General features: G+C 66.3%; 20 protein-coding genes. 14 read left to right on the forward strand and 6 right to left on the reverse strand.

The genetic code is table 11. The features are described 5' to 3' along the window. The first annotated feature begins 34 nt into the window (after positions 1-34). The 4 genes from pedF (at position 35) to GQY20_RS16110 (ending at position 3,951) form a co-directional block, all read left to right on the forward strand. The gene (pedF, locus tag GQY20_RS16095; protein WP_157218123.1) at positions 35-490 is read left to right on the forward strand and encodes a cytochrome c-550 PedF; all 456 of its coding nucleotides are present in this window, start codon (positions 35-37) and stop codon (positions 488-490) included. Positions 491-493: 3 nt separating this feature from the next. Next, positions 494-1,354: a substrate-binding periplasmic protein gene (locus GQY20_RS16100; RefSeq protein WP_232476083.1), complete on the forward strand. Its 861-nt coding sequence runs from the start codon at positions 494-496 to the stop codon at positions 1,352-1,354. Between the two features lie 114 nt (positions 1,355-1,468). Beyond that, a complete protein-coding gene (locus tag GQY20_RS16105) occupies positions 1,469-3,211 on the forward strand; it encodes a methanol/ethanol family PQQ-dependent dehydrogenase (protein ID WP_157218285.1) in 1,743 nt (580 codons plus the stop codon). After that, complete coding sequence (locus GQY20_RS16110; protein WP_408641117.1) at positions 3,205-3,951, forward strand: response regulator; 747 nt, start codon at positions 3,205-3,207, stop codon at positions 3,949-3,951. Before GQY20_RS16105 ends, GQY20_RS16110 begins: the two co-directional genes overlap by 7 nt. A 63-nt stretch (positions 3,952-4,014) precedes the next feature. Here the strand turns inward: GQY20_RS16110 and GQY20_RS16115 are convergent, their stop codons facing one another. From GQY20_RS16115 to adh, 4 genes are all read right to left on the reverse strand, one after another. Beyond that, on the reverse strand, positions 4,015-6,246 hold the full coding sequence (locus tag GQY20_RS16115) for a hybrid sensor histidine kinase/response regulator (protein WP_157218125.1): 2,232 nt from the start codon (positions 6,244-6,246) through the stop codon (positions 4,015-4,017). Then, entirely contained in the window at positions 6,243-7,397 is a 1,155-nt protein-coding gene (locus tag GQY20_RS16120; protein ID WP_408641118.1) for an FIST N-terminal domain-containing protein, read from the reverse strand. Before GQY20_RS16120 ends, GQY20_RS16115 begins: the two co-directional genes overlap by 4 nt. 55 nt (positions 7,398-7,452) lie before the next feature. Next, positions 7,453-7,851 (reverse strand): DUF779 domain-containing protein, encoded by a 399-nt coding sequence (locus GQY20_RS16125; RefSeq protein ID WP_157218126.1) that lies wholly within the window; start codon positions 7,849-7,851, stop codon positions 7,453-7,455. A 98-nt stretch (positions 7,852-7,949) separates the two neighbouring features. Then, complete coding sequence (gene adh, locus GQY20_RS16130) at positions 7,950-9,470, reverse strand: aldehyde dehydrogenase (RefSeq protein WP_157218127.1); 1,521 nt, start codon at positions 9,468-9,470, stop codon at positions 7,950-7,952. Positions 9,471-9,629: 159 nt separating this feature from the next. Here adh and GQY20_RS16135 point away from each other — a divergent pair, with 159 nt between their 5' ends. From GQY20_RS16135 to GQY20_RS16165, 8 genes are all read left to right on the forward strand, one after another. Then, positions 9,630-10,076, forward strand: coding sequence for a pseudoazurin (locus GQY20_RS16135; RefSeq protein ID WP_157218128.1), 447 nt, complete (start codon positions 9,630-9,632; stop codon positions 10,074-10,076). Then, positions 10,076-10,375 (forward strand): EthD family reductase, encoded by a 300-nt coding sequence (locus tag GQY20_RS16140; RefSeq protein ID WP_157218129.1) that lies wholly within the window; start codon positions 10,076-10,078, stop codon positions 10,373-10,375. The genes GQY20_RS16135 and GQY20_RS16140 overlap by 1 nt, the downstream gene beginning before the upstream one ends. Positions 10,376-10,485: 110 nt before the next feature. After that, on the forward strand, positions 10,486-10,569 hold the full coding sequence (gene pqqA, locus GQY20_RS33045; protein ID WP_157218287.1) for a pyrroloquinoline quinone precursor peptide PqqA: 84 nt from the start codon (positions 10,486-10,488) through the stop codon (positions 10,567-10,569). A gap of 7 nt (positions 10,570-10,576) precedes the next feature. Next, on the forward strand, positions 10,577-11,479 hold the full coding sequence (pqqB, locus tag GQY20_RS16150; protein WP_157218130.1) for a pyrroloquinoline quinone biosynthesis protein PqqB: 903 nt from the start codon (positions 10,577-10,579) through the stop codon (positions 11,477-11,479). Then, positions 11,476-12,216, forward strand: coding sequence for a pyrroloquinoline-quinone synthase PqqC (pqqC, locus tag GQY20_RS16155; protein ID WP_157218131.1), 741 nt, complete (start codon positions 11,476-11,478; stop codon positions 12,214-12,216). Before pqqB ends, pqqC begins: the two co-directional genes overlap by 4 nt. Beyond that, complete coding sequence (pqqD, locus tag GQY20_RS32190; protein WP_198351003.1) at positions 12,213-12,488, forward strand: pyrroloquinoline quinone biosynthesis peptide chaperone PqqD; 276 nt, start codon at positions 12,213-12,215, stop codon at positions 12,486-12,488. The genes pqqC and pqqD overlap by 4 nt, the downstream gene beginning before the upstream one ends. Continuing rightward, a complete protein-coding gene (pqqE, locus tag GQY20_RS16160; RefSeq protein WP_232476086.1) occupies positions 12,485-13,582 on the forward strand; it encodes a pyrroloquinoline quinone biosynthesis protein PqqE in 1,098 nt (365 codons plus the stop codon). Before pqqD ends, pqqE begins: the two co-directional genes overlap by 4 nt. Positions 13,583-13,596: 14 nt before the next feature. Then, positions 13,597-14,934 carry a DUF3422 domain-containing protein gene (locus GQY20_RS16165; protein WP_157218133.1) on the forward strand — a complete coding sequence of 446 codons (1,338 nt, stop codon included), beginning with the start codon at positions 13,597-13,599 and terminating at the stop codon, positions 14,932-14,934. Here the strand turns inward: GQY20_RS16165 and GQY20_RS16170 are convergent. Then, positions 14,895-16,010 (reverse strand): VIT1/CCC1 transporter family protein, encoded by a 1,116-nt coding sequence (locus GQY20_RS16170; protein WP_157218134.1) that lies wholly within the window; start codon positions 16,008-16,010, stop codon positions 14,895-14,897. The genes GQY20_RS16165 and GQY20_RS16170 overlap by 40 nt on opposite strands. Before the next feature lie 209 nt (positions 16,011-16,219). On the opposite strand from GQY20_RS16170, the gene GQY20_RS16175 reads away from it, so the two are divergent. Then, on the forward strand, positions 16,220-16,648 hold the full coding sequence (locus GQY20_RS16175; RefSeq protein WP_157218135.1) for a nuclear transport factor 2 family protein: 429 nt from the start codon (positions 16,220-16,222) through the stop codon (positions 16,646-16,648). Between the two features lie 83 nt (positions 16,649-16,731). Here the strand turns inward: GQY20_RS16175 and GQY20_RS16180 are convergent, their stop codons facing one another. Continuing rightward, positions 16,732-19,191: a TonB-dependent receptor gene (locus GQY20_RS16180; protein ID WP_157218136.1), complete on the reverse strand. Its 2,460-nt coding sequence runs from the start codon at positions 19,189-19,191 to the stop codon at positions 16,732-16,734. 595 nt (positions 19,192-19,786) lie between these two features. Here GQY20_RS16180 and GQY20_RS16185 point away from each other — a divergent pair. Then, a complete protein-coding gene (locus GQY20_RS16185) occupies positions 19,787-21,577 on the forward strand; it encodes an acyclic terpene utilization AtuA family protein (protein ID WP_157218137.1) in 1,791 nt (596 codons plus the stop codon). The last annotated feature ends 3 nt before the right edge of the window (positions 21,578-21,580 follow it).

Consider the following 21,580-nt stretch of genomic DNA (forward strand, 5'->3'; position numbering starts at 1 on the left):
GCGGCAGCATCTGGCGCCGCTCCTGGAGGGACGCATGAAGGTACGCTTCGAAGGGGTGGCGCTCGCCGTCGCCGCGGCGCTGATGGTCGGTACGGTTTCCGGCCGGGTGATGGCGCATGGCAATGTGACGCCGCAGCCGGTCGACACCAGCGCGTTGCCCGACCTGCAGCCCAACAACGACAGCTGGGTCACCAAGAACCCCTTCCGAGCCGATCCGCAGGTCTATGCCAAGGCGCAGAAGATCGGCGAGAGCGCCTATGGCCAGAATTGCGCGCGATGCCATGGCCTCGAGGCGATTTCCGGCGGCATCGCGCCGGATCTGCGCTATCTCGACGTCAAGGAAGATGGCGACGAATGGTTCATCGAGCGCTGCCATCACGGCTCGGTGCGCGACGGCAAGGTCTATATGCCGCCGATGGGCGACGTGCTGGGGCAGAAGGCTTGCTGGGCGATACGCTCCTGGCTGGACACCGTCCATTCGGATAGCTGAGCCATGCTGCTCGATCGTCGCCGGGCACTCGCGCTGATCGGCGGCGGCACCGCGATGCTCGCCGTCGGCGGGCGTGCAGGCGCCGCCTCGCTCGACAAGGTGATCGCGCGCGGCACGCTCTCCATTGCTGTCTATCGCGACTTCGAACCCTGGTCGTGGCGCGAGGGCGACAGGTTGCGCGGAATCGATGTCGAGCTCGGTGAGCTGCTGGCCTCCGCCATCGCCCTGCGCGCCGAGTTTCTGGAGCTGATCCCGGGCGACGACGTTGCCGCCGACCTGCGCAACGCGGTCTGGCGCGGGTCCGTCGTCGGCCAGGCGCCCGCGGACGTGATGATGCACGTGCCGGTCGATCGCCAGCTCGCGCTGGCCAATGATCGCGCCGTGATTCTCGGCGCTTATTATCGCGAGAGCTTCGCCATGGCCTGCAATCGCGATCGCGTGCCCGATTGCGAGGCGCTGCCTCCGGCCTTCAAGGGACGGCCGCTGGCCGCAGAGATCGACTCCATTCCCGACTTCTATCTGTCGAGCGTTTCGGGCGGCATGCTGCGCAGCGACGTGCACCATTATCCCACCGGCCCGGCCGCGGTCGCTGCGGCTGCGGGGCAGGAGGCGGACGGCGTGGTGGCGACGCGCGCGCAGATCGAGCATGGCCTGCTGGCGGCGCGGGATCGGCTCGTCCAGCGCAAAGGGCCACTGCCGATGATGCTCTCGCCCGGCTGGAACGTCGGCATTGCCGTGAAGGACGACAGCCGCGACCTCGGCGACCGGCTCGAGTCGGTCCTCGCCGCGCTCGTCGCCAACGGCAAGATCCCGGCGATCTTCGAACGCTACGGCGTCGTCTATCGGCCTCCGGCGGAAGCCTGAGCGGACGCATCTTGGCCCTAGGTACAATTGCCCGATGCTGCGCCGAACCTAGCATTCGCATCGTCAGATCGGCGCACATGCTGCGCACAAACTGGAGGGGATCGGATGAAGCGAATGACACATTTCATCGCGCTCGGCGCGCTAGCGGTTGCTCAGGCAGGAGGCGTCACCACGCTTTCAGCGCAGTCCGGCGCCGGCCCCACCGACGCCGACCTCATGTCCTCCGCCACCAACACGGGGGCGGTGCTCACCAATGGCATGGGGCCGCGCGGCCAGCGCTTCAGTCCGCTCGATCAGATCAACGCGCAGACCGTCTCGCGCCTCGTTCCGGCCTTCGCGGCCTCGCTCGGCGGCGAGAAGCAGCGCGGACAGGAGAGCCAGCCGATCGTCTATGACGGCACCATCTATGTCACCGGCTCCTACAGCCGCCTCTTCGCCTTCGACGCCCGCACCGGCGAGGAGAAATGGGAATATGATGCGCGCCTGCCGGACGGCATCATGCCTTGCTGCGACGTGGTCAATCGCGGCGCCGCCATCTATGGCGACAAGATCATCTTCGCCACGCTCGACGCTCATATCGTCGCGCTCAACCGCAACACCGGCAAGGTCGTCTGGAACAAGAAGGCGGCCGACTACGAGGCCGGCTATTCGATGACGGCCGCGCCGCTGATCGTGCACGGCAAGGTGATCTACGGCAATTCCGGAGGCGAGTTCGGCATCATCGGCCGCGTCGAGGCGCGGGACGTGAACACCGGCGAGCTGGTCTGGTCCCGCCCCACCATCGAGGGCAATGTCGGGCAGCTCAACGGCAAGGATTCGACCATGACCGGCAAGCTCAACGCGAGCTGGCAGGGCGATCAGTGGAAGACCGGTGGCGGCGCGCCCTGGCTCGGCGGCACCTATGATCCCGAGACCAACCTGCTCTATTTCGGCACCGGCAATCCCGCGCCCTGGAACAGCCACCTGCGCCCCGGCGACAATCTCTACACCTCCTCCACCCTCGCGATCGATCCCGACACGGGCGAGATCAAGTGGCACTATCAATATACGCCGCATGACGGCTGGGATTTCGACGGCGTCAACGAGTTCATTCCGTTCGACGCCACGGTGAACGGCAAGAAGATGAAGCTCGGCGCCCAGGCCAACCGCAACGGCTTCTTCTTCGTGCTCGATCGCACCAACGGCAAGTTCGTCTCCGCCTCGCCCTTCGTCACCAAGACGACTTGGGCCAGCGGCTATACCAAGGCCGGTCGGCCGATCTACGTCGACAGCAACCGGCCGGGCGCGCCGACAACGGACAAGGGCGCCTCGGTCTTCTCCGCACCCAGCTTCCTCGGCGGAAAGAACTGGATGCCGATGGCCTACAGCCAGCAGACCGGCTGGTTCTACGTGCCCTCCAACGAATGGGGCATGGACATCTGGAACGAGCCGATCACCTACAAGAAAGGCGCGGCCTATCTCGGCGCAGGCTTTACCATCAAGCCGTTGTATCCCGACTATATCGGCGCGTTGCGCGCGGTCGATCCGGCGACGGGCAAGATCATGTGGACCTACAAGAACAAGGCACCGCTCTGGGGTGGTGTGCTGACCACTGGGGGCGGCCTCGTCTTCACCGGTACGCCGGAAGGCTATCTCAAGGCGTTCGATGCGAAGACTGGCCAGGAATTGTGGAAGTTCAACACCGGCTCCGGCGTCGTCGGCTCGCCTGTCACCTGGGAACAGGATGGCGAGCAGTATATCGCGGTGATGTCCGGCTGGGGCGGCGCCGTGCCGCTCTGGGGCGGCGAGGTCGCCAAGGCGGTGCAGCATATCAACCAGGGAGGCTCGCTATGGGTCTTCAAGCTGCCCAAATCCTGATCGGGTCACGTGGTCGGGCGGAAGTCGGTGCGGGGTCTCGCGGCCCCGCACCGCATCTGCTAGGCAGTGCCCTCATGGGGGAGAAGAGTGTGGAGCGTGTGCTGATTGCGGACGATCATCCCCTCGTCCGGGATGGTCTGCGCACGGTGATCTCCGTGGCCTTCGATGCCGCCGAGCTGTTCGAGGCCGCCTCGCTCGAAGAGACGATCGCGATCATCGAGCGGGAAGGCGATTTCGATCTCGTCATGCTCGACATCAACATGCCCGGCGCGACCGGCGTGAGCGGCCTCGCCACCTTGCGGCAGCGCTTTCCCGCACTGCCGGTGGTGATCGTCTCGGCCGCCACCGATCGCGGCCTGGTAAGTGCCGCGCTGGCTGCCGGTGCGTCCGGCTTCATTCCCAAGTCGCTGAAGCGGGGCGCGATCGTCGATGCTCTGAAGCAGGTGCTCGCCGGCGAGATCTACGTGCCCGAGGATGTCGGGCTCGATGACGGGCCGGACGAGGAGGAGCGCGACATCCAGCGCCGCATCGACCAGCTCACCCCGCAACAGAAAGTGGTTCTCGGCCTGCTCGTCGAAGGCAAGCTCAACAAGCAGATCGCCTATGAGCTCGACGTGTCGATGACGACTGTGAAGGCGCATGTCTCGGCGATCCTCACCAAGCTGCGCGTCTTCAGCCGCACCCAGGCGGTGATCCTCGTCAACAAGGTCCGCTTCCACGCGGAACCGCGCCGGCACTGACGAAGTCGGATCGGGTTGGATGTCGGTCGATTGATTCCCCTTCCCGCAAGGGAGGGGCATATCTCAATGCATCGGCCGGCCGAGCAGCGCCCGCAGCTGCGCGGGCTTCACCGGCTTGTTGAGGCAATCCAGCTTCTCCGTCGCCAGCCGGTCACGCAGTTCCGGGGTGCGGTCCGCAGTGATGACGATCGCCGGTACGGCCGCGCCCAGGCGTCGGCGGAGCAGGCGGACGGTGTCGTCGCCGGTCTCGCCGCAATCCAGATGATAGTCGGCGATCACGATATCCGGCACGAAGCCGGACTCGATCGCCGCCAGCGCTTCCGCCCCGTCGCGCGCGCCGGCGACCCGATAGCCCCATCCGCCGAGCATGGCCGCCATCCCTTCCAGGATCGAGGCTTCGTTGTCGATCACCAGCACCGACTGTTCGGAAACGCTCCTTCGGCGCGGCGTGCCGGTCAGGGTGGCGACGGTATCGCGCGGCGGCGTTGCGGGCAGACAGATACTGAAAGTCGATCCTTCGCCGGGCGCGGACCGCAGCTTGATCCGTGTATCGAGCATGCGCGCGGCACGCTGCACGATGGCGAGGCCCAGTCCCATGCCGCGCGTCCGGCCGCCATCCTCCAGCCTGTGGAATTCCTCGAATATGGCGGCATGATGCTCGCGCGCGATGCCGATGCCGGTGTCGGCGATCTCGATCTTCACCTGTTCGCCCCGCCGGCTGCAGCGTACTTCGACGGAACCGGTTTCCGTGTAGCGAAGCGCGTTGGAAATGAGGTTCTGCAGGATCCGCCGGGTGAGCCGCATGTCGGATCGCACCCAGAGCGGCGATGTCTGGATGCGCAGCTGGAGACCCCGTTCGCGCGCCATGGGTGCGAATTCGGCCTTCATGCTCCCGAGCAGCTCGGAGAGCGCGAAGTCGGTCGGTTGCGGCACGATCGCGCCGGCGTCGAGCTTCGAGATCTCGAGCAGCGCTTCGAGGAGATCCTCCACCGAATCTAGGGCCGATCCCGTCTGGCGCACGAGAGCCCGGGTCGGCGCGGCGAGCCGCCGGTCGGCGATCGCCGAGACGAACAGCCGTGCCGCGTTCAGCGGCTGCAGCAGGTCGTGGCTGGCGGCGGCCAGGAAGCGCGTCTTGGACAGATTGGCCTCCTCGGCGGCGGTCTTCGCCTCCCGCATCGCCTGCTCGGCGGCGAGGCGCTCGGCTGCCTCGCGCTGCAGCTTGAGATTCACCGACGCGATGTCGGCGGTACGCTCGGCGACGCGCCGTTCCAGCGTCTCGGCTGTCTCGCGCAGCGCCTCGGCGGCGCGCAGGCGCTCGGTCACGTCGGCGATGCTCATCACCATGCCGCCGCCCGGCAGCTTGGCGCGGCGGACCTCCAGCAGCCGGTCCGCGATCGGCAGGCGCGTTTCGGGCACGCCGTCGCCGCTCGCCCAGCCGACCGCCGCGGCCCGCTCGGGCCCGACATGGGCGAGCAGGCCGTCATGATCGCCGATCGCCTTGTCGACCTCGGCCGGCAACGCCAGAAGGCGCGCGAGCGGCTGGTTCCAGGCGATCAGCCGCCGGCTTTCGTCATAGACGCAGACGCCCTGCGGCATGGCGTCGAGCGTCGCCTGCAGCAGCGCGCCACGCTCGGCGAGCTGGCGCGCCATCTCCTGGGCGTCCTCCGCCTTCACGTCCGTAATGTCGGTGTAGACGCCGACGATGCCGCCCTCGCTGGTGCGCAGCTCGTTGATCTGGACCCAGCGGCCATCGGCCAGCACATGGACATGGCCGCCGCCGGCCACGCCATGCTGCGCCAGCCGCTCCGACATCCAGCGATCCGGCGCGACGCGCGGGCCAAGGCTGCCGTCGGCCTCGCTGATCATCCGCGCGAGCTCGGCAAAGGTGAGCCCGGGCCGGATGCGATCCGCGATCCTGGGCCACAGGCTGAGATAAGTGGCGTTGTAGACGACCAGGCGATCGTCCGCGTCGAAGATCGCGAAGCCTTCGTTGATACTGTCGATCGCGTCGCGCAGCCGGCGCTCGGCGCCGTCCGCCTGCTCCTTGGCCACGGCGAGCGCAGCATTGGAGGCAGCGAGCTCGGTCAGCGCGCGCTCCAGGTCGGCGGTGCGGTCGCGGATCTTGCCTTCCAGCGTGATCGCGGTCTCGAACAGGGAGAAGGCGTTGCCCTGCAGGTCGGTCGATCGTTCCACCCGATCCATCAGCACGCGGTTGATCCGCTCCGCCTTCGCCAGCGCGGCCTCCAGCTCGGCGATGCGGGCAGCCGCGGGATCATAGGCGGGCTGGGCGCTCATCGGCCGATCGCCAACCCGCTGAAGGTCTGGTTGACGTGAAGTGCGTGATATTGCTCGCCATAGGTGTTGAAGCCTATGACGCGGCGGTCTGCGAACAGGGCGGACATGTCGCGTCCGATCTGCCGCTGCGCGAGCTCGACCGAATTCAGCACGCAATCGAAGCCGATCACCCGATCGATGCCACCCACCGCATCGTCCAGGCGATCGAACAGGCCGCGCATCTCGCCGAGCACGTCGTGCGCCTCGCCCAGGGTCAGCACGATTCCCTCGTCGATCGCACAATAGAAGGTGAGGCTGCCGTCGGGATTGAGCGACTGGACCGAACGGCAATAATATTCGCCGCCGGCGCGGACCATCGGCGGATGGGAGGCGAAGATGGCCGGCCCGAGCTCCTGAAAAGGTACGCCCACCAGCCGCGCATATTCCTCGCCGGCCGGTTCGGCGTTGATCTCGCGCACGATGCGGTCGACCGGATCGGCCGCAGTCACCACCATCTTGACCCGGCCCGGCGAATAATATTGCGAGCGGAAGGCGTGCATGCGGTGGCGGGAGGTCAATATGCCGACCAGCGCCGCGTCGCGCCGGAACACGCCGTCGTGGAAGACGAACGTCTCGCGAAAATCGAGGCCGTCGCCGGACGAGCCGCCGATCAGCGGAATGTCCCCCAGCGCATCCTGCACGGTAATGGTCAGCATCTCCTCGCGGTGCGACAATCCGTCGACGAGGAAGATCGCCGCGCGGCTCACGTCCGGGCCGAGCGGTCTGGCTCGTTCCGCCGCATCGGCGACGAGGGCGCGGACCGCCTGATGGGCATGGGCCGCCTCGAACCGGTCGAGCTCGTCGAAGCGCACCGCGGAAAAGGCGAAGGCGTCCGCGGGAAAGCCGATCGCGGTGATCGTCCCCTCGCACAGCCCCTCCGGCGTGATCTCGCCCGAGGAGGTGCAGCCGATGACGGTCAGCCCTTCGCTGCGCGCCGCGATCGCCGACGCCAGCTTGGCGAGATCGTAGCGGCTGGAGCAGAACAGGATGACGCCGCTCAGCGTGGGCGGGTCCAATTCGCGAAACACCGCCTCGATGGCCAGCACGGGGTCGGCGAGGTCGGATGAGGCGGCGCGAACGATCGGTGTATTCTGGTTTTTATCTCTCTCCATGGGCGCGACTATGCCAGCCGTGGCCGGCGGCGTCATCACCTCTCCCGTGCGGCGCTCACGCGCCGGTTTGCGGCGGGCCTGCAGCTTCAAGCGCATCGGCTTCCTCATCGGTGAAGACGCGGCTGCGGACGATGAAGCGCATGCCCTCCGGCCCCTCCAGCGAGAAGCCGGCGCCGCGGCCGGGCACGACGTCGATCGTCACCTGGGTGTGGCGCCAATAATCGAACTGGGCGGCACCGATCCACACCGGGATATCGCCCCGCGTGCCGACATGGCCGAGCAGCACGTCCTGGCCGCCGACCCGGAACTCGCCGGCAGGATAGCACATCGGCGCCGAGCCGTCGCAGCAGCCGCCCGACTGATGGAACATCAGCGGCCCGTGCATTGCCTCCAGCCGGGCCATCAAGGCGTCCGCGGCAGGAGTGGCGAGGATGCGGGGTGGAGGGTTCATCATCCACTTTCCCGAAAAAAGGGGGGGCGGCGGGCTCCGGGAGAGGCCCGCCGCCTGGCGAGGGAGGCCGAAAGGGGGTGAGGCCTCCCCCGGGGAGAGCCTCAGAAGAAGCCGAGCGCCTTGGGACTGTAGCTGACGAGCAGATTCTTGGTCTGCTGATAATGATCCAGCATCATCCTGTGATTCTCTCGGCCGATGCCCGACTGCTTGTATCCGCCGAAGGCGGCATGGGCGGGATAGGCATGGTAGCAGTTGGTCCAGACGCGGCCGGCCTGGATGCCGCGGCCCATGCGATAGGCACGGGTGCCGTCGCGGGTCCACACGCCGGCGCCGAGGCCGTAGAGCGTGTCGTTGGCGAGGGCGAGCGCATCGGCATCGTCCTTGAACGTCGTCACCGCGACGACCGGGCCGAAAATCTCCTCCTGGAAGACGCGCATCCGGTTATGGCCTTCGAGGATCGTCGGCTCGACATAATAGCCGCTCTCGAGTTCGCCGCCGAGCGCGGCACGCTTGCCGCCGGTCAGCACCTTCGCGCCCTCGTCCTGGCCGATCGCGATATAGGAGAGGATCTTCTCCAGCTGGTCGTTGGAGGCCTGCGCGCCGATCATCGTCGCGGCGTCCAGCGGGCTGCCCTGCTTGATCTTCCGCACGCGCGCCACCGCCTTCTCGATGAAGCGGTCATAGATGCTTTCGTGGACCAGCGCCCGGCTCGGGCAGGTGCAGACCTCGCCCTGGTTGAGCGCGAACATCGCGAAGCCTTCCAGCGCCTTGTCGAGATAGTCATCATCCTCGGCCATCACGTCGGCGAAGAAGATGTTGGGGCTCTTGCCACCCAGCTCGAGCGTCACCGGGATCAGGTTCTCGGTGGCATATTGCATGATCAGCCGGCCGGTGGTGGTCTCGCCGGTGAAGGCGATCTTGGCGATCCGCTTGTTCTGCGCCAGTGGCTTGCCCGCTTCCACGCCGAAGCCGTTAACTACGTTGAGCACGCCCTCGGGCAGCAGGTCGGCAATGATCTCGACCAGCACCATGATCGACATCGGCGTCTGCTCGGCCGGCTTCAGCACCACGCAATTGCCCGCCGCTAGCGCCGGCGCCAGCTTCCACGTCGCCATCAGCAGCGGGAAGTTCCACGGGATGATCTGGCCGACGACGCCCAGCGGCTCGTGGAAATGATAGGCGATCGTGTCATGGTCGATCTCGGAAATCGATCCTTCCTGCGCGCGCAGGCAGCCGGCAAAATAGCGGAAATGGTCGACCGCCAGCGGCAGGTCCGCCGCGGTCGTCTCGCGGATCGGCTTGCCGTTGTCGATCGTCTCGACCAGCGCCAGCAGGTCCAGCTTCTGCTCGATCCGGTCGGCGATCCGGTTGAGCACCAGCGCGCGCTCCGCCGGCGATGTCTGTCCCCATTTCTCGCGCGCCGCATGCGCGGCGTCCAGCGCAAGCTCGATATCCTCCGCCGTCGAGCGCGCGATGCTGCACACCGTCTTGCCCGTCACCGGCGAGGGATTGTCGAAATATTGGCCACGCACCGGCGCCACCCATCGGCCCCCGATGAAATTGTCGTAACGCGAACGGATAACGACATTGCCTTTCAGCTGGTCCAGAGCCTGCTGCAACATGATCACTCTCCTGGGTGCCCGGAATTCGGATCGACTCGGCGATCCCCGTCCTGATGACAGTCGCATGCCGCGGGATGGGCTTGCCATAGCACCAAATGGCAATTGGCGTCGCCGGACGATCGCCCGACAACGACCCGCAACCAATTTGGAGAGGTGTTCATGTCGATCAAGGCGCTGCGTGCCGCCATCCTCCTGTCCGCGGTCCTGGCCGTGCCGGTCATGGCGAAGGACATCACGGTGCAGATGAAGAGCCAGGGAGCCGCGGGCATGATGGTGTTCGAGCCGAGCCTGGTGAAGGCCAATGTCGGCGACACCATCCATTTCGTGCCGACCGATCCCAGCCACAATGCCGAGCCGATCCCCAGCATGCTGCCGGACGGCGTGACCGCACCGGCCGGCGCGATGAACAAGGAATATATCCTCACCCTGACCAAGCCCGGTCTCTACGGCATCAAGTGCAAGCCGCATTACACCATGGGCATGGTCGCGCTCATCAAGGCAGGCAAGGGCGCGGCGCCGAATGCGGCCGCCGCGGCGGCCGCCGCAGCCAAGTTGCCGCCGCTGGCCGGCAAGCGCATGGCTCCGATGCTTGCGGAAGCGAAATAATGGCGCTGTTGTTCGTATCCTATGAGGCCGGCGCCGAGGCGCGCTTCGATCGCGATTATTATGTCGCGACCCATCTGCCGCTGGTGGAGCGGCTGTGGGGACCGCTCGGCCTGCGTTCCGCCCAGGCCTATTTCCCGGCATCCGACGGCGCCGCCATCATCGCGATCGCCGCGCTCTTCTTCGAGAGCGACGATGCGATCGGCGCGGCGCTCGGCTCGGCCGGCACGGCGGAAATATTGGCCGACCTCGCGAACTTCACGGACGTTGCACCGACGCTGTCGCGCGGTGTAGCGCCCTGAGCGGAAATGGACGGCTGCGGCTGGACCTTAGTATCATGGTCCGCGGGGCGCGGCCGAATCATCCTGCCCCCTTGCGCTGGCATCCCGCCAGGCAAATTGGAGAGTGTGACATGAGCTGGAAGACCCCCAAGATCGTCGAAATCGCGCTGGGTGCCGAGATTAATTGCTACGCCTGCGCCGAGATGCCCGCCTGAACCACCGATGCGCATTCTGGTGCTGGGGGCGGCCGCCGGCGGCGGCTTCCCCCAGTGGAATTGCAACTGCACCGCGTGCCGCCGATCGCGTTCGGGCGATCCGGCGGCACCGGCCAGGAGCCAGGCCGGCTTCGCCGTCAGCAGGGACGGCGCCCGATGGCATCTCGTCAATGCCTCGCCGGACCTGCGCGAACAGATAGCGCGCACGCCGCAGCTTCATTCGCAGGACGGCCTGCGCGGCTCGCCGATCCGCAGTGTGGTGCTGACCGGCGGCGACATCGACGTGATCGCCGGCCTGCTCAACCTGCGCGAGCGTCAGCCGCTGACGATCCACGCGACGGCGTCGGTGCACGCGATACTGGATGCCAATCCGGTGTTCGACGTGCTGGCCCGTGACGTGGTGATGCGGCCGGAGCTACGCCTGGACGAGCCGTTCCTGCTTGAACAAGGCCTGTCGGCCACCCTCTTCGCGGTGCCCGGCAAGGTCCCGCTCTACATGGAGAGCGGGGAGGAGATGCAGCCGATCGTCGTCGACGGCACCACGGTCGGCCTGCTCCTGGAGGATGGCGCGAGCCGCGCTTTCATCATCCCGGGCTGCGCGGCAATGACGCCGGATCTCGCCGAACGGCTGCGCGGTGCCGACATGGTCTTTTTCGACGGCACGCTCTGGCACGATGACGAGATGATCGAGGCCGGGCTGGGCAAGAAGACGGGACGGCGCATGGGTCATATGAGCCTGGCCGGTCCGGAGGGCACGCTCGCTGCCTTCGACAGCTTGGAAGTCAAAAACAAGATATTGATACATATGAACAATTCAAATCCCGTCCTGCTGGCGGACAGCAAGGAACGTGCGGCGGCCGAAGCGGCCGGCTGGATCGTTCCGGAGGATGGGCTGGAGGTGGTGCCATGACGACGATGCCCCTGACGCCCGATGGCCTCGAAGCCGCGCTGCGCGCGATCGGGGCGGAGCGCTATCATAATCTCCACCCCTTTCACCGCCTGCTCCATGACGGCCGGCTGGCGCGCGGTCAGGTCCAGGCGTGGGCGCTCAACCGCTATTATTATCAGAGCCAGATCCCGGTGAAGGACGCGATCCTGCTCTCCCGCCTGCCGACCTCCGAGCTGCGCCGCGAATGGCGCCGCCGCATCGAGGATCATGACGGCGACGGCAGCCAGCCGGGCGGCATCGCGCGCTGGCTGAGGCTGGTCGAGGGCGTCGGGCTGGATCCGGCCTTGGCCGAGCGCGGCGAGGGGATCTTGCCGGCAACGCGCTTCGCGGTGGATGCCTATGTCCATTTCGTCCGCGATCGGAGCCTGCTGGAAGCGATCGCTTCGTCTTTGACCGAGCTGTTCTCGCCCACCATCATCGCGGAGCGCGTGTCCGGTATGCTCGCCAACTATGATTGGATCACCCGCGACACGCTGGCTTATTTCACGCCGCGGCTGACGCAGGCGCCGAAGGACAGCGATTTCGCGCTGGCCTATGTGCGCGAGCATGCGATCACCGCGGAACAGCAGCAGGCGGTGCTCGCCGCCTTGCGTTTCAAATGCGACGTGCTGTGGGCGCAGCTCGATGCGCTCTACCTCGCTTATGTCGCGCCGGGGATGATCGCGCCGGGCGCCTTCGTACCGGAACCGCGGGCATGAGCGGCGGTGAGGATGCGCTGCCGCGCTTCCGCCGCGGGGTGCGCTTCCGCTTCGACGAGATACGCCAGCAATGGACGCTGCTCGCGCCGGAAAAGCTGTTCCTGCCCGACGAGACGGGTACCGAGATATTGAAGCTGGTGGATGGCGAGCGCTCGGCGGGGGCGATCATCGACGATCTCGCCGCCCGGTTCGATGCGCCGCGCGACGTGATCGCCACCGACGTGCTGGCGACGCTCGACGATCTGGCCGCGCGGGGGGCGCTGACGCTGTGAGCGCGGTCCCGCCGCCGATGGGGCTGATCGTCGAGCTCACCCATCGCTGCCCGCTGCAATGCGCCTATTGCTCCAACCCGCTCGCGCTGGTGCCGCGCAGCGACGAGCTGGACACAGAGACGCTCTGCCGCGTGCTCGACGAAGCGGCAGCGCTCGGCGTGCTGCAGGTGCATTTCTCCGGCGGCGAACCGATGGCGCGCACAGATCTCGCCGCGCTCGTCGCCCATGCCAATCGCCGCGGCATCTATACCAACATCATCACCTCCGGCGTGCTGCTCGACAGGCAGCGCATGGAGGCATTGCTGGCCGCCGGCATCGATCATATCCAGCTCAGCTTCCAGGACAGCGAGGCGCAGCGCGCGGACGACTTCGGCCATTATCGCGGTGCCCATGCCAGGAAGCTGGCCGCGGCCGAGCTGATCCGCGAGGCGGGCCTGCCGCTCACCGCCAATTTCGTCGTCCATCGCGCCAATCTCGATCGGCTGCCGGCCATGATGGCGCTCGGCGAAGCATTGGGCGCGGAGCGGATGGAGATCGCCCATGTCCAATATTATGGCTGGGCGCTGGCCAATCGCGCGAGCCTGCTGCCCAGCGCCGATCAACTCGCCGAGGCGACCCGTCTGGTCGAGGAGGCGCGGCAGCGGCTGCGCGGACGGATCGCGATCGATTATGTCGTCCCCGACTATTATGCGGCCCGGCCGAAGGCCTGCATGGGCGGTTGGGGCCAGCGCTTCATCAACCTGTCGCCCTCCGGCCACGCACTGCCCTGCCACGCCGCCGAAACCATCCCGGGCATGATCTTTCCCTCGGTGCGCGAGCAGACGCTGCGTAGCATCTGGGAGGAAGCCGAGGCGTTCGCCCGCTTCCGCGGCACGGACTGGATGCCCGATCCCTGCCGGAGCTGCGATCGCCGCGAGATCGATTGGGGCGGCTGCCGCTGCCAGGCGCTGGCGCTGGCCGGCGATGCCGCCGCCACCGATCCGGTCTGCGACCGCGCCCCGGATCGCGCCGGTCTGCTCGCCGCGCTCGACGATCGCGCACCTGCCGAGGATATCCGGCCGCGCCGTTATGGCGCGCGGCTCGAGCCCGCCTGACCCGGCTCGCCGGCATGCACGAGCATCCTCTGCGGGACCGGATCGTCGGAGAGATGCATCTGCGGCGGCTTCCCCCGGTTGCCGCTCCGATGACCATCCTGCAGCTCGTGCTGCTGGTCGCCCCCGAGGAGCGGGTCGCCGAGCGCGCGTCGATGCTGGCCATGCCAGGCGTGGTGCCGGACGCGCAGGTCGTGCGTTCGCGCCATGCGGAGGGCGTGGCGGAGGATGGCTGCCGCTATTGCTGGGAGCGGCATAGCGAGGCGAGCACGTTCACCGCGCTGATCCCGTGCGGGACGGCGGCGGAGGATGCCGCCCGCATCGATCGCGCCTGGCAGTGGCTCGCCGCATCGCCGGGCCTGTTCGTGCGTGCCGTGCGGCTGGATGTCGTGGCCGACGAAGCGACGGCACTCGCGCAGCTGCCGTCGATCGGCTTCGCCGAGGAGGAACTGGTCAGCTGTCGCTTCGGCGTAGCGCGGATGTGGTCCGATTTCCGTATCCACGACGGGCGGCTCGGCCGCTTGCTGCTTGCCGCGGGCGATATGCCGCCGCCCGATCTCGGCCGCCTGGTCCAGTCGCTGCAGGAACTCGGCAATTATCGCAATCTCGCCTTGCTGGGATTGCCGCTGGTGCAGGACGAGAGCGCGCGCCTCGATGCGCTGGAGGCGGAGCTTGCCGCGCTGACCGGAGAAATCTCGGTGTTGGGCGACGATCGCATGCTGCTCGATGCGCTCTGCGGGCTTGCCGCCCGTGCCGCGGCGTTGCGTGCCGAAACCGGTTTCCGCATGGGCGCGACTTTCGCTTATGCGGAGATCGTGCATCAACGCCTGCTGGCACTCGATGCGCAGCCGATCGCGGGCTTCCAGTCGCTCGATCAGTTCACCGAGCGCCGGCTGCGGCCCGCCATCCGGACCTGCGAATCCTTCGTCGCCCGGCTCGAGCATCTTTCGATCGGCGTGGAACGCGCCACCTCGCTGTTCCGCACCCGCGTCGACCTCGCCCTTCAGGAGCAGAGCAATGCGGTGCTGCGTTCGATGGAGCGCAACGCCGCCCGGCAGCTTCGCCTGCAACATCTTGTCGAGGGCGTCTCGGTCGTCGCGATCAGCTATTATGCCTTCAGCCTGCTCGATCATATCGCATCGGCCGCAGCGGGGATGACCGGCGCTGATCATGAGCTGGTGTCGGCCGCGTTGGTGCCGCTGGTTTTCGCAGGCGTTGCCCTCTTCCTCCGGCGGCGCGTGCGGGCGGCCGGACTGTCCCATGGAGCCGATGGCGATCAGGGCTGGCCGAATGCCGGCCCCGGCCAGGCCGGGGGTCAGCCGAGGGACGTTCCGACGATCGCGCCTGCGCCATAGGTCACGCCGGCCGCCGCCAGTCCGATCAGCAGCTGGCGGAGTGCCGAGAAGAGCGCGCCGCGACCGGTGAACAGGCTGGTGCCGGCACCGATCAGGGCGAGGGCGAGGCCGCTCGCGATCAGGCTGGCGATCAGAGCGGTACGGCCGCCCAGCAGGAAGAAGGGAGCGACCGGCACGATCGCGCCGGCCGAGAAGAGCAGAAAGGACCAAAGCGCGGCCTTCCACGCCGATCCGCCCAGTTCATCGGGATCGATACCGAGCTCTTCCCGGGCCAGCGTGTCGAGCGCAGTATCCGGATTGCTGAGTAGCTTGTCGGCAAGCGCGCGGGCCTGCGGCTCGGCTATGCCCTTCGCCTGGTAGATCAGGATCAGCTCCTCGCGCTCCTCGTCGGGCACGGTGCGCAGCTCTTCCGCCTCGGTGGCGATCTGGCTCTGGTAGAGCTCGCGCGAGCTCGTCACCGACAGCCACTCGCCCATCGCCATTGAACAGGCGCCGGCAATCAGGCCGGCCAGCCCGGTCAGCAGCAGCGTATGTTCCGCCGCTGCCGCGCCGGCAACGCCCATGACCAGGCTCGTGTTCGAAACCAGGCCGTCATTGGCGCCGAGCACGGCTGCGCGCAGCGTGTTGCCACCGCCGCGATGCCGACCCTCGATCAGTGCCAGCGTTGGCCCGGACAATCCGCCCTTGCCGGCCGCGGCCTGCATCAGCAGCGCGTGGGAGCGCTCGTCCTGCGGCAATCCCGCGTCACGCGCTTCCGGCTGGTCGTCATAGGCGGCGCTGTCCCGCGTCTCGCTCGCCGCGAGCGTCGGGAGCACGAAACCCGGCCCGAAGCGGCGGGCGAGCCAGGCGAGGATGCGGGCCCGGAAGGAGGGAGAGGGCGCGAAATATCCGCCTTTCGCCTCGATCCTTTTACGCCAGAAATCGCCATGCGCCTGCTCCACAGCGGCGAGCCGGCGGAAAACCTCTGCGAGTTTGGGATCGCCCTCGCTGTCGGCCAGCGCGGAATAGATGGCGGACCCGTCTACTTCGCCTTGCAGGTTCGACCGATAGCGTCGCAGCGTGCTTGGTTCGGCCATGTCCTGCCCCTTTCTCGGTCTCTCGGCCCGTCCCGGAACGGGCAATACGCCGCCCGAGCCTTTGTCCTTTTAACAGTATCGTCTCTGAGATGCAGCGCCGGACGGACATTCTGGCCAAATTGGTGATGAGAGTTCCGCCATTGCTTCCCGCAAGCCTCGAACGCCCTATGGTGCCGGGCCGAGGGAATATCGGAAAGGGAGATGGGCATATGAAGCAATCGCTCTTGGCGCTGAGCTGCGTCGCGTATCGCCATGCCGAGACCGAGGGAGCGGGCGATCTCGATGCGATACTGGCAACGATGGAGGACGAGCCGGTCTATGATTTCTATCCGGTCGCCCGCCGTTTCCGCGGAATGGATCGTACCCGGCGCTATTATCGGCATTTCATCGCCGATGTGCGGCCACGGATCGCCGGCTTCGAACAGCATTCGGAGTGGATCGGCCCGGACGGGGCGGTGCAGGAATATTCGGTGACGGTCATCGATCCGGAAGCCGACGGCGGAACGCGAACCTATCGGATCCTTGGCATATTGACCTTCGGCGATGTCCTGCTTTCCGGAGAGCGGCTCTACGCGGACGAGGCCTTTTTTCGTATCCTCATCGGCCCGTTGTGGGACGAGCTCGAGCCGATCGATTGAGCGGCGTCGCATCATCGACGAGGTGCCGGAAGGGAAACCCCTCCGGCACCTCGCCCTCCTCCCTGTCGCGAGGCTCTCGGCGGTCAGGCTCCGAACCGATAGCGCAACCGCAGGCCGTACATGCGCGGTTCGCCATAGATGGTAGCCCAGGTCAGCAGCGAGCCCTGTTGATAGACGTCGGTGTTGCTGATCCGATAGAGCTTGTTGGTCGCATTGGTCACATAGAGGCCGGCATCGATGCGACTGCCGTAGATGTTGTTCCAGTCCAGCGACATGTTGAGCAGGCCGAACCCTTTCAGCCGCTCGCCCGGCTGCGCGGATTCGACCACGACAGCTTCGGTGTGCTGATCCGAATTATGGGCATAGTTGACGAAGAAGCTGAGCGTGCCCGCATTTCCGGCCAGCGGCTGGTTCACCGAGGCGTGGAAGCTGTAAATATATTTGGCGACATATTGGCCGGGCAGGCAGGACATGTTGACGATGGCCCCTGGCGTGGGCAGCGCCCCGCTGCAATCCGGCACGAGCCCGGTCGCGACGATGTTATACTGGGTATATTTGAAATCCGTGTAGCTGAAGGTGCCGCCGAGCTCGAGCACGGGGAAGGGCTTGACAGTGGCTTCGACTTCAACGCCCTTCACATGGGCCTTGGCCGCGTTGATGCGCGCACCGCTTGCGTTCGTGCTTGGGTTATAGTCTCCCGTCGCTTTCTGGATATTCTTATAATTGAGATAATAATAGGACGCATTGAGCCGAGCTGGTACCATACCCAGCTTGAAATCGGATTTAAATCCCCCCTCGTAGGACGTCACGAACTCGGGATCGAAGGTACGCGTATTTGGGTAGACAGAGTAAGAATTGAAACCGCCAGCCTTATATCCGCGGCTGACCTTCGCAAAGATGAGCGTGTTCCGGAAGATTTTGTAGTCCAGGCCGATCAGCCAGTTGGGCGCCTTGCTGTGCAGCGTCGCGCCGAAGGAGCAGCCGGCTTCCGGATTCGACGTCACGATGTCGCCGCTGTTCGAGCAGAGATAGGCGCTCGGCCCGACGGGCGAATAGGAGAAGGCGCTGCCCTTTATCGTATCCCAGGTGTAGCGATAGCCGCCGGTCAGGCGCAGCCCTTCCAATGCAGGCACGATCGCGCCGAAATCCAATGTCGCCTGAGCGTAAAGCGCCTTGGATTTGTTGCGTACGTTCACCGAGGCATTGCTCGGCGCGCAGAAGCCGGAGAAAGCTGCGGGGCAATAGACGATTGCATTGACGCCCTGTTCCCCGGCCGGCTTCTGGTCGTAATAGAAGCCGCCGACGGTAAAGGTCAGATGCTTGTCGAGATAGGATCCCTGGAGCTGCAGTTCCTCGGTGAATTCCTCCAGATAGTCGCGCGGCCGCGTGTTGATCGGCAAGGATGCATCATATTGCTGAACGATCGTCCCGTCGCCGTCATAATAATAGAAGCTCTTGAATTTCTGGTAGCTGACGATGTTTCGTGCGGTCAGTTCGTCGTTGAAATTGAGCGTCGAGGTGTTGGTGATGCCCCAGGTCTTGGTTTTCTGGCTCTGGAGCACGCCGGGTGCCACCTTGCGCGGGCCAAGCTCGTTCGCCTGCTGCGTCAACCCGCGATAATAGTCGCAGCTCACCGCGATGCCTGACGGTCCCGGCGGTGAAAATGGCGGGTCGACGCAGAAACCAACCGCCTGCAGGCCCGCGATGTTGAAACCCTTGTGGATCTGCCCGGTGCCGTTGAACTTCGAATAGGCGCCATAGGCCATCGTATAGTTTTCGAAATTGTCGCTTGGGCGGAAGGTGATGCCGATCCGGCCCGAATACCAATGGGTATTGTCCAGATCCTTGTCGTGGATGACGTCCTTCGTATAGCCGTCCCGGTCATGATAGGCGCCGACGACACGAACAAGCAGCTTGTCGCTGACCACCGGCACGTTGAGGACCGCCTCGATCTCCTTGTTGTTGTAATTGCCATATTTGCCCTGCACCCAGCCTTCCAGCGTGTCGGTCGGCTTGTGGGGCACGAGCAAGATCGCGCCGCCCGTGGTGTTGCGGCCGAACAGCGTGCCTTGCGGGCCGGCCAGCACCTGGAGGTTTTCGAGATCGACATAATTGCCGGGGCCGCCCTGCTGGCTGAGCGTGATCGGGGCCGGCAGCGGCACCTCGTTCATGTAGACGACCACGCCCGGCGAAGCCTGGAAGGTGGCACCCTGGCCGCGCAAAGTGAACGTCTGGGAATCGCGCGAGGCCTGGCCGTTCGCACCGACGATGAGCGAAGGGACGCTCGCCTGGAGATCTTGCGACTGGGTGATGTTGCGCTGCTGGATGCTCTCTGCGGAGAAAGCGGTGATCGAGATCGGAACGTCCTGGTTGCGTTCCTGCCGCCGCTGGGCGGTGACGATGATTTCCTGGATGCCCTGCGTCTCGCGGACATTGGGCGGCGTGGCGGCCGCCGCCGTCTGCGCATGCGCGGGCGCCGACACCGCAAGCCAGCTCGTTCCGGTAAGAATGGCGATCCTCGTGACTGTCGTCCCCAGCTTCATTTATGCCCTCCCTCGGTCATCCTCTTGTGATTCTGGACTTATGGTCCTGCGCCTTTGCCGGCGTCGGATCCTCGCCTTCCCTCGACAGGGAAGGCGCAATGGGAACGCGGCAGCCCAAGACTGCACGCGTCAGGCAGCAAATGGATGATCAATGTCGCGCAACGTCGTCCCGGCGCGATAGTCCGCCGACGCGAATAAGCGCGTCGTTTCGCTCGGCTCTCAATTTAGGCGAGTGATAGACCCGCGCGCCTGCGCGTCCAGCTCAAGCTGTCACCTCCCCTCTGGTCTCCTGCGTAATTGTCTCTCGCAGGTTGTGCGAATTGGTATTTGACTTTGGCCGCTATTGTCAAGTTGTCCTTTTTGCTGCGCGGCAGCGGCCGGGCCGGCGGTGCGGACATGCACGGATCGCACGGGAGAATTAGCATTTGCACGGGTCATGGCGCGGTAAGCGCGGTCGATCACTAAGCCGCGAACTGGCGACGCCGTCGGTCTGTGATAGGCTCCCGGTCAACAGCCAAGCGCGGCGAAGCGGGGGTGCGGCGCGCGGGCGCATGACCGCCCGGCGCGCCATGCGCAACGACAGGAGGAGAGGCGCGTGACGGGATCGAACGGAGCGAAGCGGCCGATCCGCATCGCCGCCTTTTCGGGCGCGGTGGGCGATTATGCCGGCGCGCTGGCGGCAGCGGTGCATGGCGGCCCGGCGGACGTGCTCATCGGCGACTATCTCGCCGAATTCACCATGGCGCGGGTGATCGGCTCGCTCTCCTCGCTGCCGCAGCCTTTGCCGCCGAGCGTCTATCATTGCGGCGATTTCCTGCGCCAGCTGGCCCCCGAGCTGGAAACCATCGCGGCGCGCGGGTTGAAGGTCGTGGTCAATGCCGGCGCCTTCGATCCGGCCGGTCTCGCCAAGGCGGTGCGCAGCGCGATCGAAGAGCGCGGCCTCGCGCTGCAAGTGGCGCATCTCACCGGCGACGACGTTCTGCCGCAGCTCCGCAGCCTCGCCGATGAAGGCAGGCTCGTCCATCTCGAGACGGGGAAGGGGCCGGGTGCGCTGCTGGACCGGATCGTCGCCGCCAACGCCTATATGGGCGGCTGGGGCATCGCCGCGGCGCTCGGCGCGGGCGCGGACATCGTGATCTGCGGCCGGGTCTCGGATGCGTCGCTGGTGCTCGGGCCTGCGGCCTGGTGGCATGGCTGGGCGCTGGATGACTGGGACCGGCTGGCGGCGGCCGTCGCCGCCGGCCACATCATCGAATGCGGCGCGATGGCGACGGGCGGCAATTTCGCCGGATTTGCCGAGCTGCCGCGCGACATCCGCCTGGGATATCCGATCGCCGAGATCGCGGCCGACGGCGAGGTGGTCATCACCAAGCGCGCGGAGGAGGGCGGCGCGGTCACCGTCGACACGGTCACCGCGCAGCTGCTCTACGAGATACAGGGGCCGCGCTATCTCAATCCCGACGTCATCCTGCACATCGACAGCATCCACCTGTCTCACGACGGGCCGGATCGGGTGCGGCTGAGTGGAATCAAGGGCAGCCCCGCACCGGAAACCACCAAGATCGGCTGCTTCTATCCCAATGGCTGGCGCTTCGCCCTCTGGGCCTTCGCGATCGGGCTGGACGTGCAGGCGAAGATCGATTGGCTCGAGCTGCAAATGCGCAGCCTCGTCGATACGCTCGCGCTCGACGACTATCGCTTCGAACCGTGCGGCCAGGCCGCGGTCGATCCGCAGAGCGAGGCCGCGGCCTCCGTGCCGATCCGCCTCGCCGCGGCCGCACAGGACAAGGCGGAGCTGGGCAAGTTCGTCGAAGGCTATGCCTCTTTCGCGCTGGGCGGCATACCGGGCTTCCATGGCGATGGCGGGGGCGGGCCGGAGATGCGCGTCGATTTCTGGCCAGGCCTGGCCAGCCAGGAGATCGTCCGCCAGCAGGTGGTGATGGGCGATGGCCGGACGTTCGATGCACCCCATCCCCCGATGCGGCCCTATCTTACTGATCCTGCCGCGGCTCCGGCGGCCCGCACGCCGGGCCGGCTCGCATCGGGCGAGACCCGGCGGATTCCGCTCGGCGCGCTCGTCTATGCGCGCAGCGGCGACAAGGGCGCGAACGCCAATCTCGGCATATGGTGCCGGGACGAGGCGAGCTGGGAATGGGTGCGCGACGCGCTGGACGCCGAAACCGTCGCGCGGCTGCTCGGCCTGCGGCAGGATATCGTCGTCGAACGGCACGAACTGCCCAATGTGCGCGGGCTGCTGTTCGTGCTGCGCGGCTATTTCGGTGACAGCGGCTCGGGCAATATCGGCCTCGATCCGATCGGCAAGGGTATCGGGGAATTTCTCCGTGCCCGCCATGTCGACGTGCCGGTCGCGCTCATACCCGCCTGAGCG

The organism is Flavisphingomonas formosensis (assembly GCF_009755815.1).
In the GTDB taxonomy this organism is placed as follows: domain Bacteria; phylum Pseudomonadota; class Alphaproteobacteria; order Sphingomonadales; family Sphingomonadaceae; genus Flavisphingomonas; species Flavisphingomonas formosensis.

Bases quoted from the DNA above. Each gene is read 5' to 3' on its own strand.
- GQY20_RS16120 (WP_408641118.1), bottom strand. From the start codon at position 7,397: ATGGAGAGAGATAAAAACCAGAATACACCGATCGTTCGCGCCGCCTCA.
- pqqB (WP_157218130.1), top strand. From the start codon at position 10,577: ATGCGCATTCTGGTGCTGGGGGCGGCCGCCGGCGGCGGCTTCCCCCAG.
- GQY20_RS16125 (WP_157218126.1), bottom strand. From the start codon at position 7,851: ATGATGAACCCTCCACCCCGCATCCTCGCCACTCCTGCCGCGGACGCC.
- pedF (WP_157218123.1), top strand. From the start codon at position 35: ATGAAGGTACGCTTCGAAGGGGTGGCGCTCGCCGTCGCCGCGGCGCTG.
- pqqD (WP_198351003.1), top strand. From the start codon at position 12,213: ATGAGCGGCGGTGAGGATGCGCTGCCGCGCTTCCGCCGCGGGGTGCGC.
- GQY20_RS16140 (WP_157218129.1), top strand. From the start codon at position 10,076: ATGGCGCTGTTGTTCGTATCCTATGAGGCCGGCGCCGAGGCGCGCTTC.
- GQY20_RS16165 (WP_157218133.1), top strand. From the start codon at position 13,597: ATGCACGAGCATCCTCTGCGGGACCGGATCGTCGGAGAGATGCATCTG.
- GQY20_RS16180 (WP_157218136.1), bottom strand. From the start codon at position 19,191: ATGAAGCTGGGGACGACAGTCACGAGGATCGCCATTCTTACCGGAACG.
- GQY20_RS16135 (WP_157218128.1), top strand. From the start codon at position 9,630: ATGTCGATCAAGGCGCTGCGTGCCGCCATCCTCCTGTCCGCGGTCCTG.
- GQY20_RS16170 (WP_157218134.1), bottom strand. From the start codon at position 16,010: ATGGCCGAACCAAGCACGCTGCGACGCTATCGGTCGAACCTGCAAGGC.
- pqqC (WP_157218131.1), top strand. From the start codon at position 11,476: ATGACGACGATGCCCCTGACGCCCGATGGCCTCGAAGCCGCGCTGCGC.
- GQY20_RS16175 (WP_157218135.1), top strand. From the start codon at position 16,220: ATGAAGCAATCGCTCTTGGCGCTGAGCTGCGTCGCGTATCGCCATGCC.
- GQY20_RS16100 (WP_232476083.1), top strand. From the start codon at position 494: ATGCTGCTCGATCGTCGCCGGGCACTCGCGCTGATCGGCGGCGGCACC.
- adh (WP_157218127.1), bottom strand. From the start codon at position 9,470: ATGTTGCAGCAGGCTCTGGACCAGCTGAAAGGCAATGTCGTTATCCGT.
- GQY20_RS16105 (WP_157218285.1), top strand. From the start codon at position 1,469: ATGACACATTTCATCGCGCTCGGCGCGCTAGCGGTTGCTCAGGCAGGA.
- GQY20_RS16115 (WP_157218125.1), bottom strand. From the start codon at position 6,246: ATGAGCGCCCAGCCCGCCTATGATCCCGCGGCTGCCCGCATCGCCGAG.
- pqqA (WP_157218287.1), top strand. From the start codon at position 10,486: ATGAGCTGGAAGACCCCCAAGATCGTCGAAATCGCGCTGGGTGCCGAG.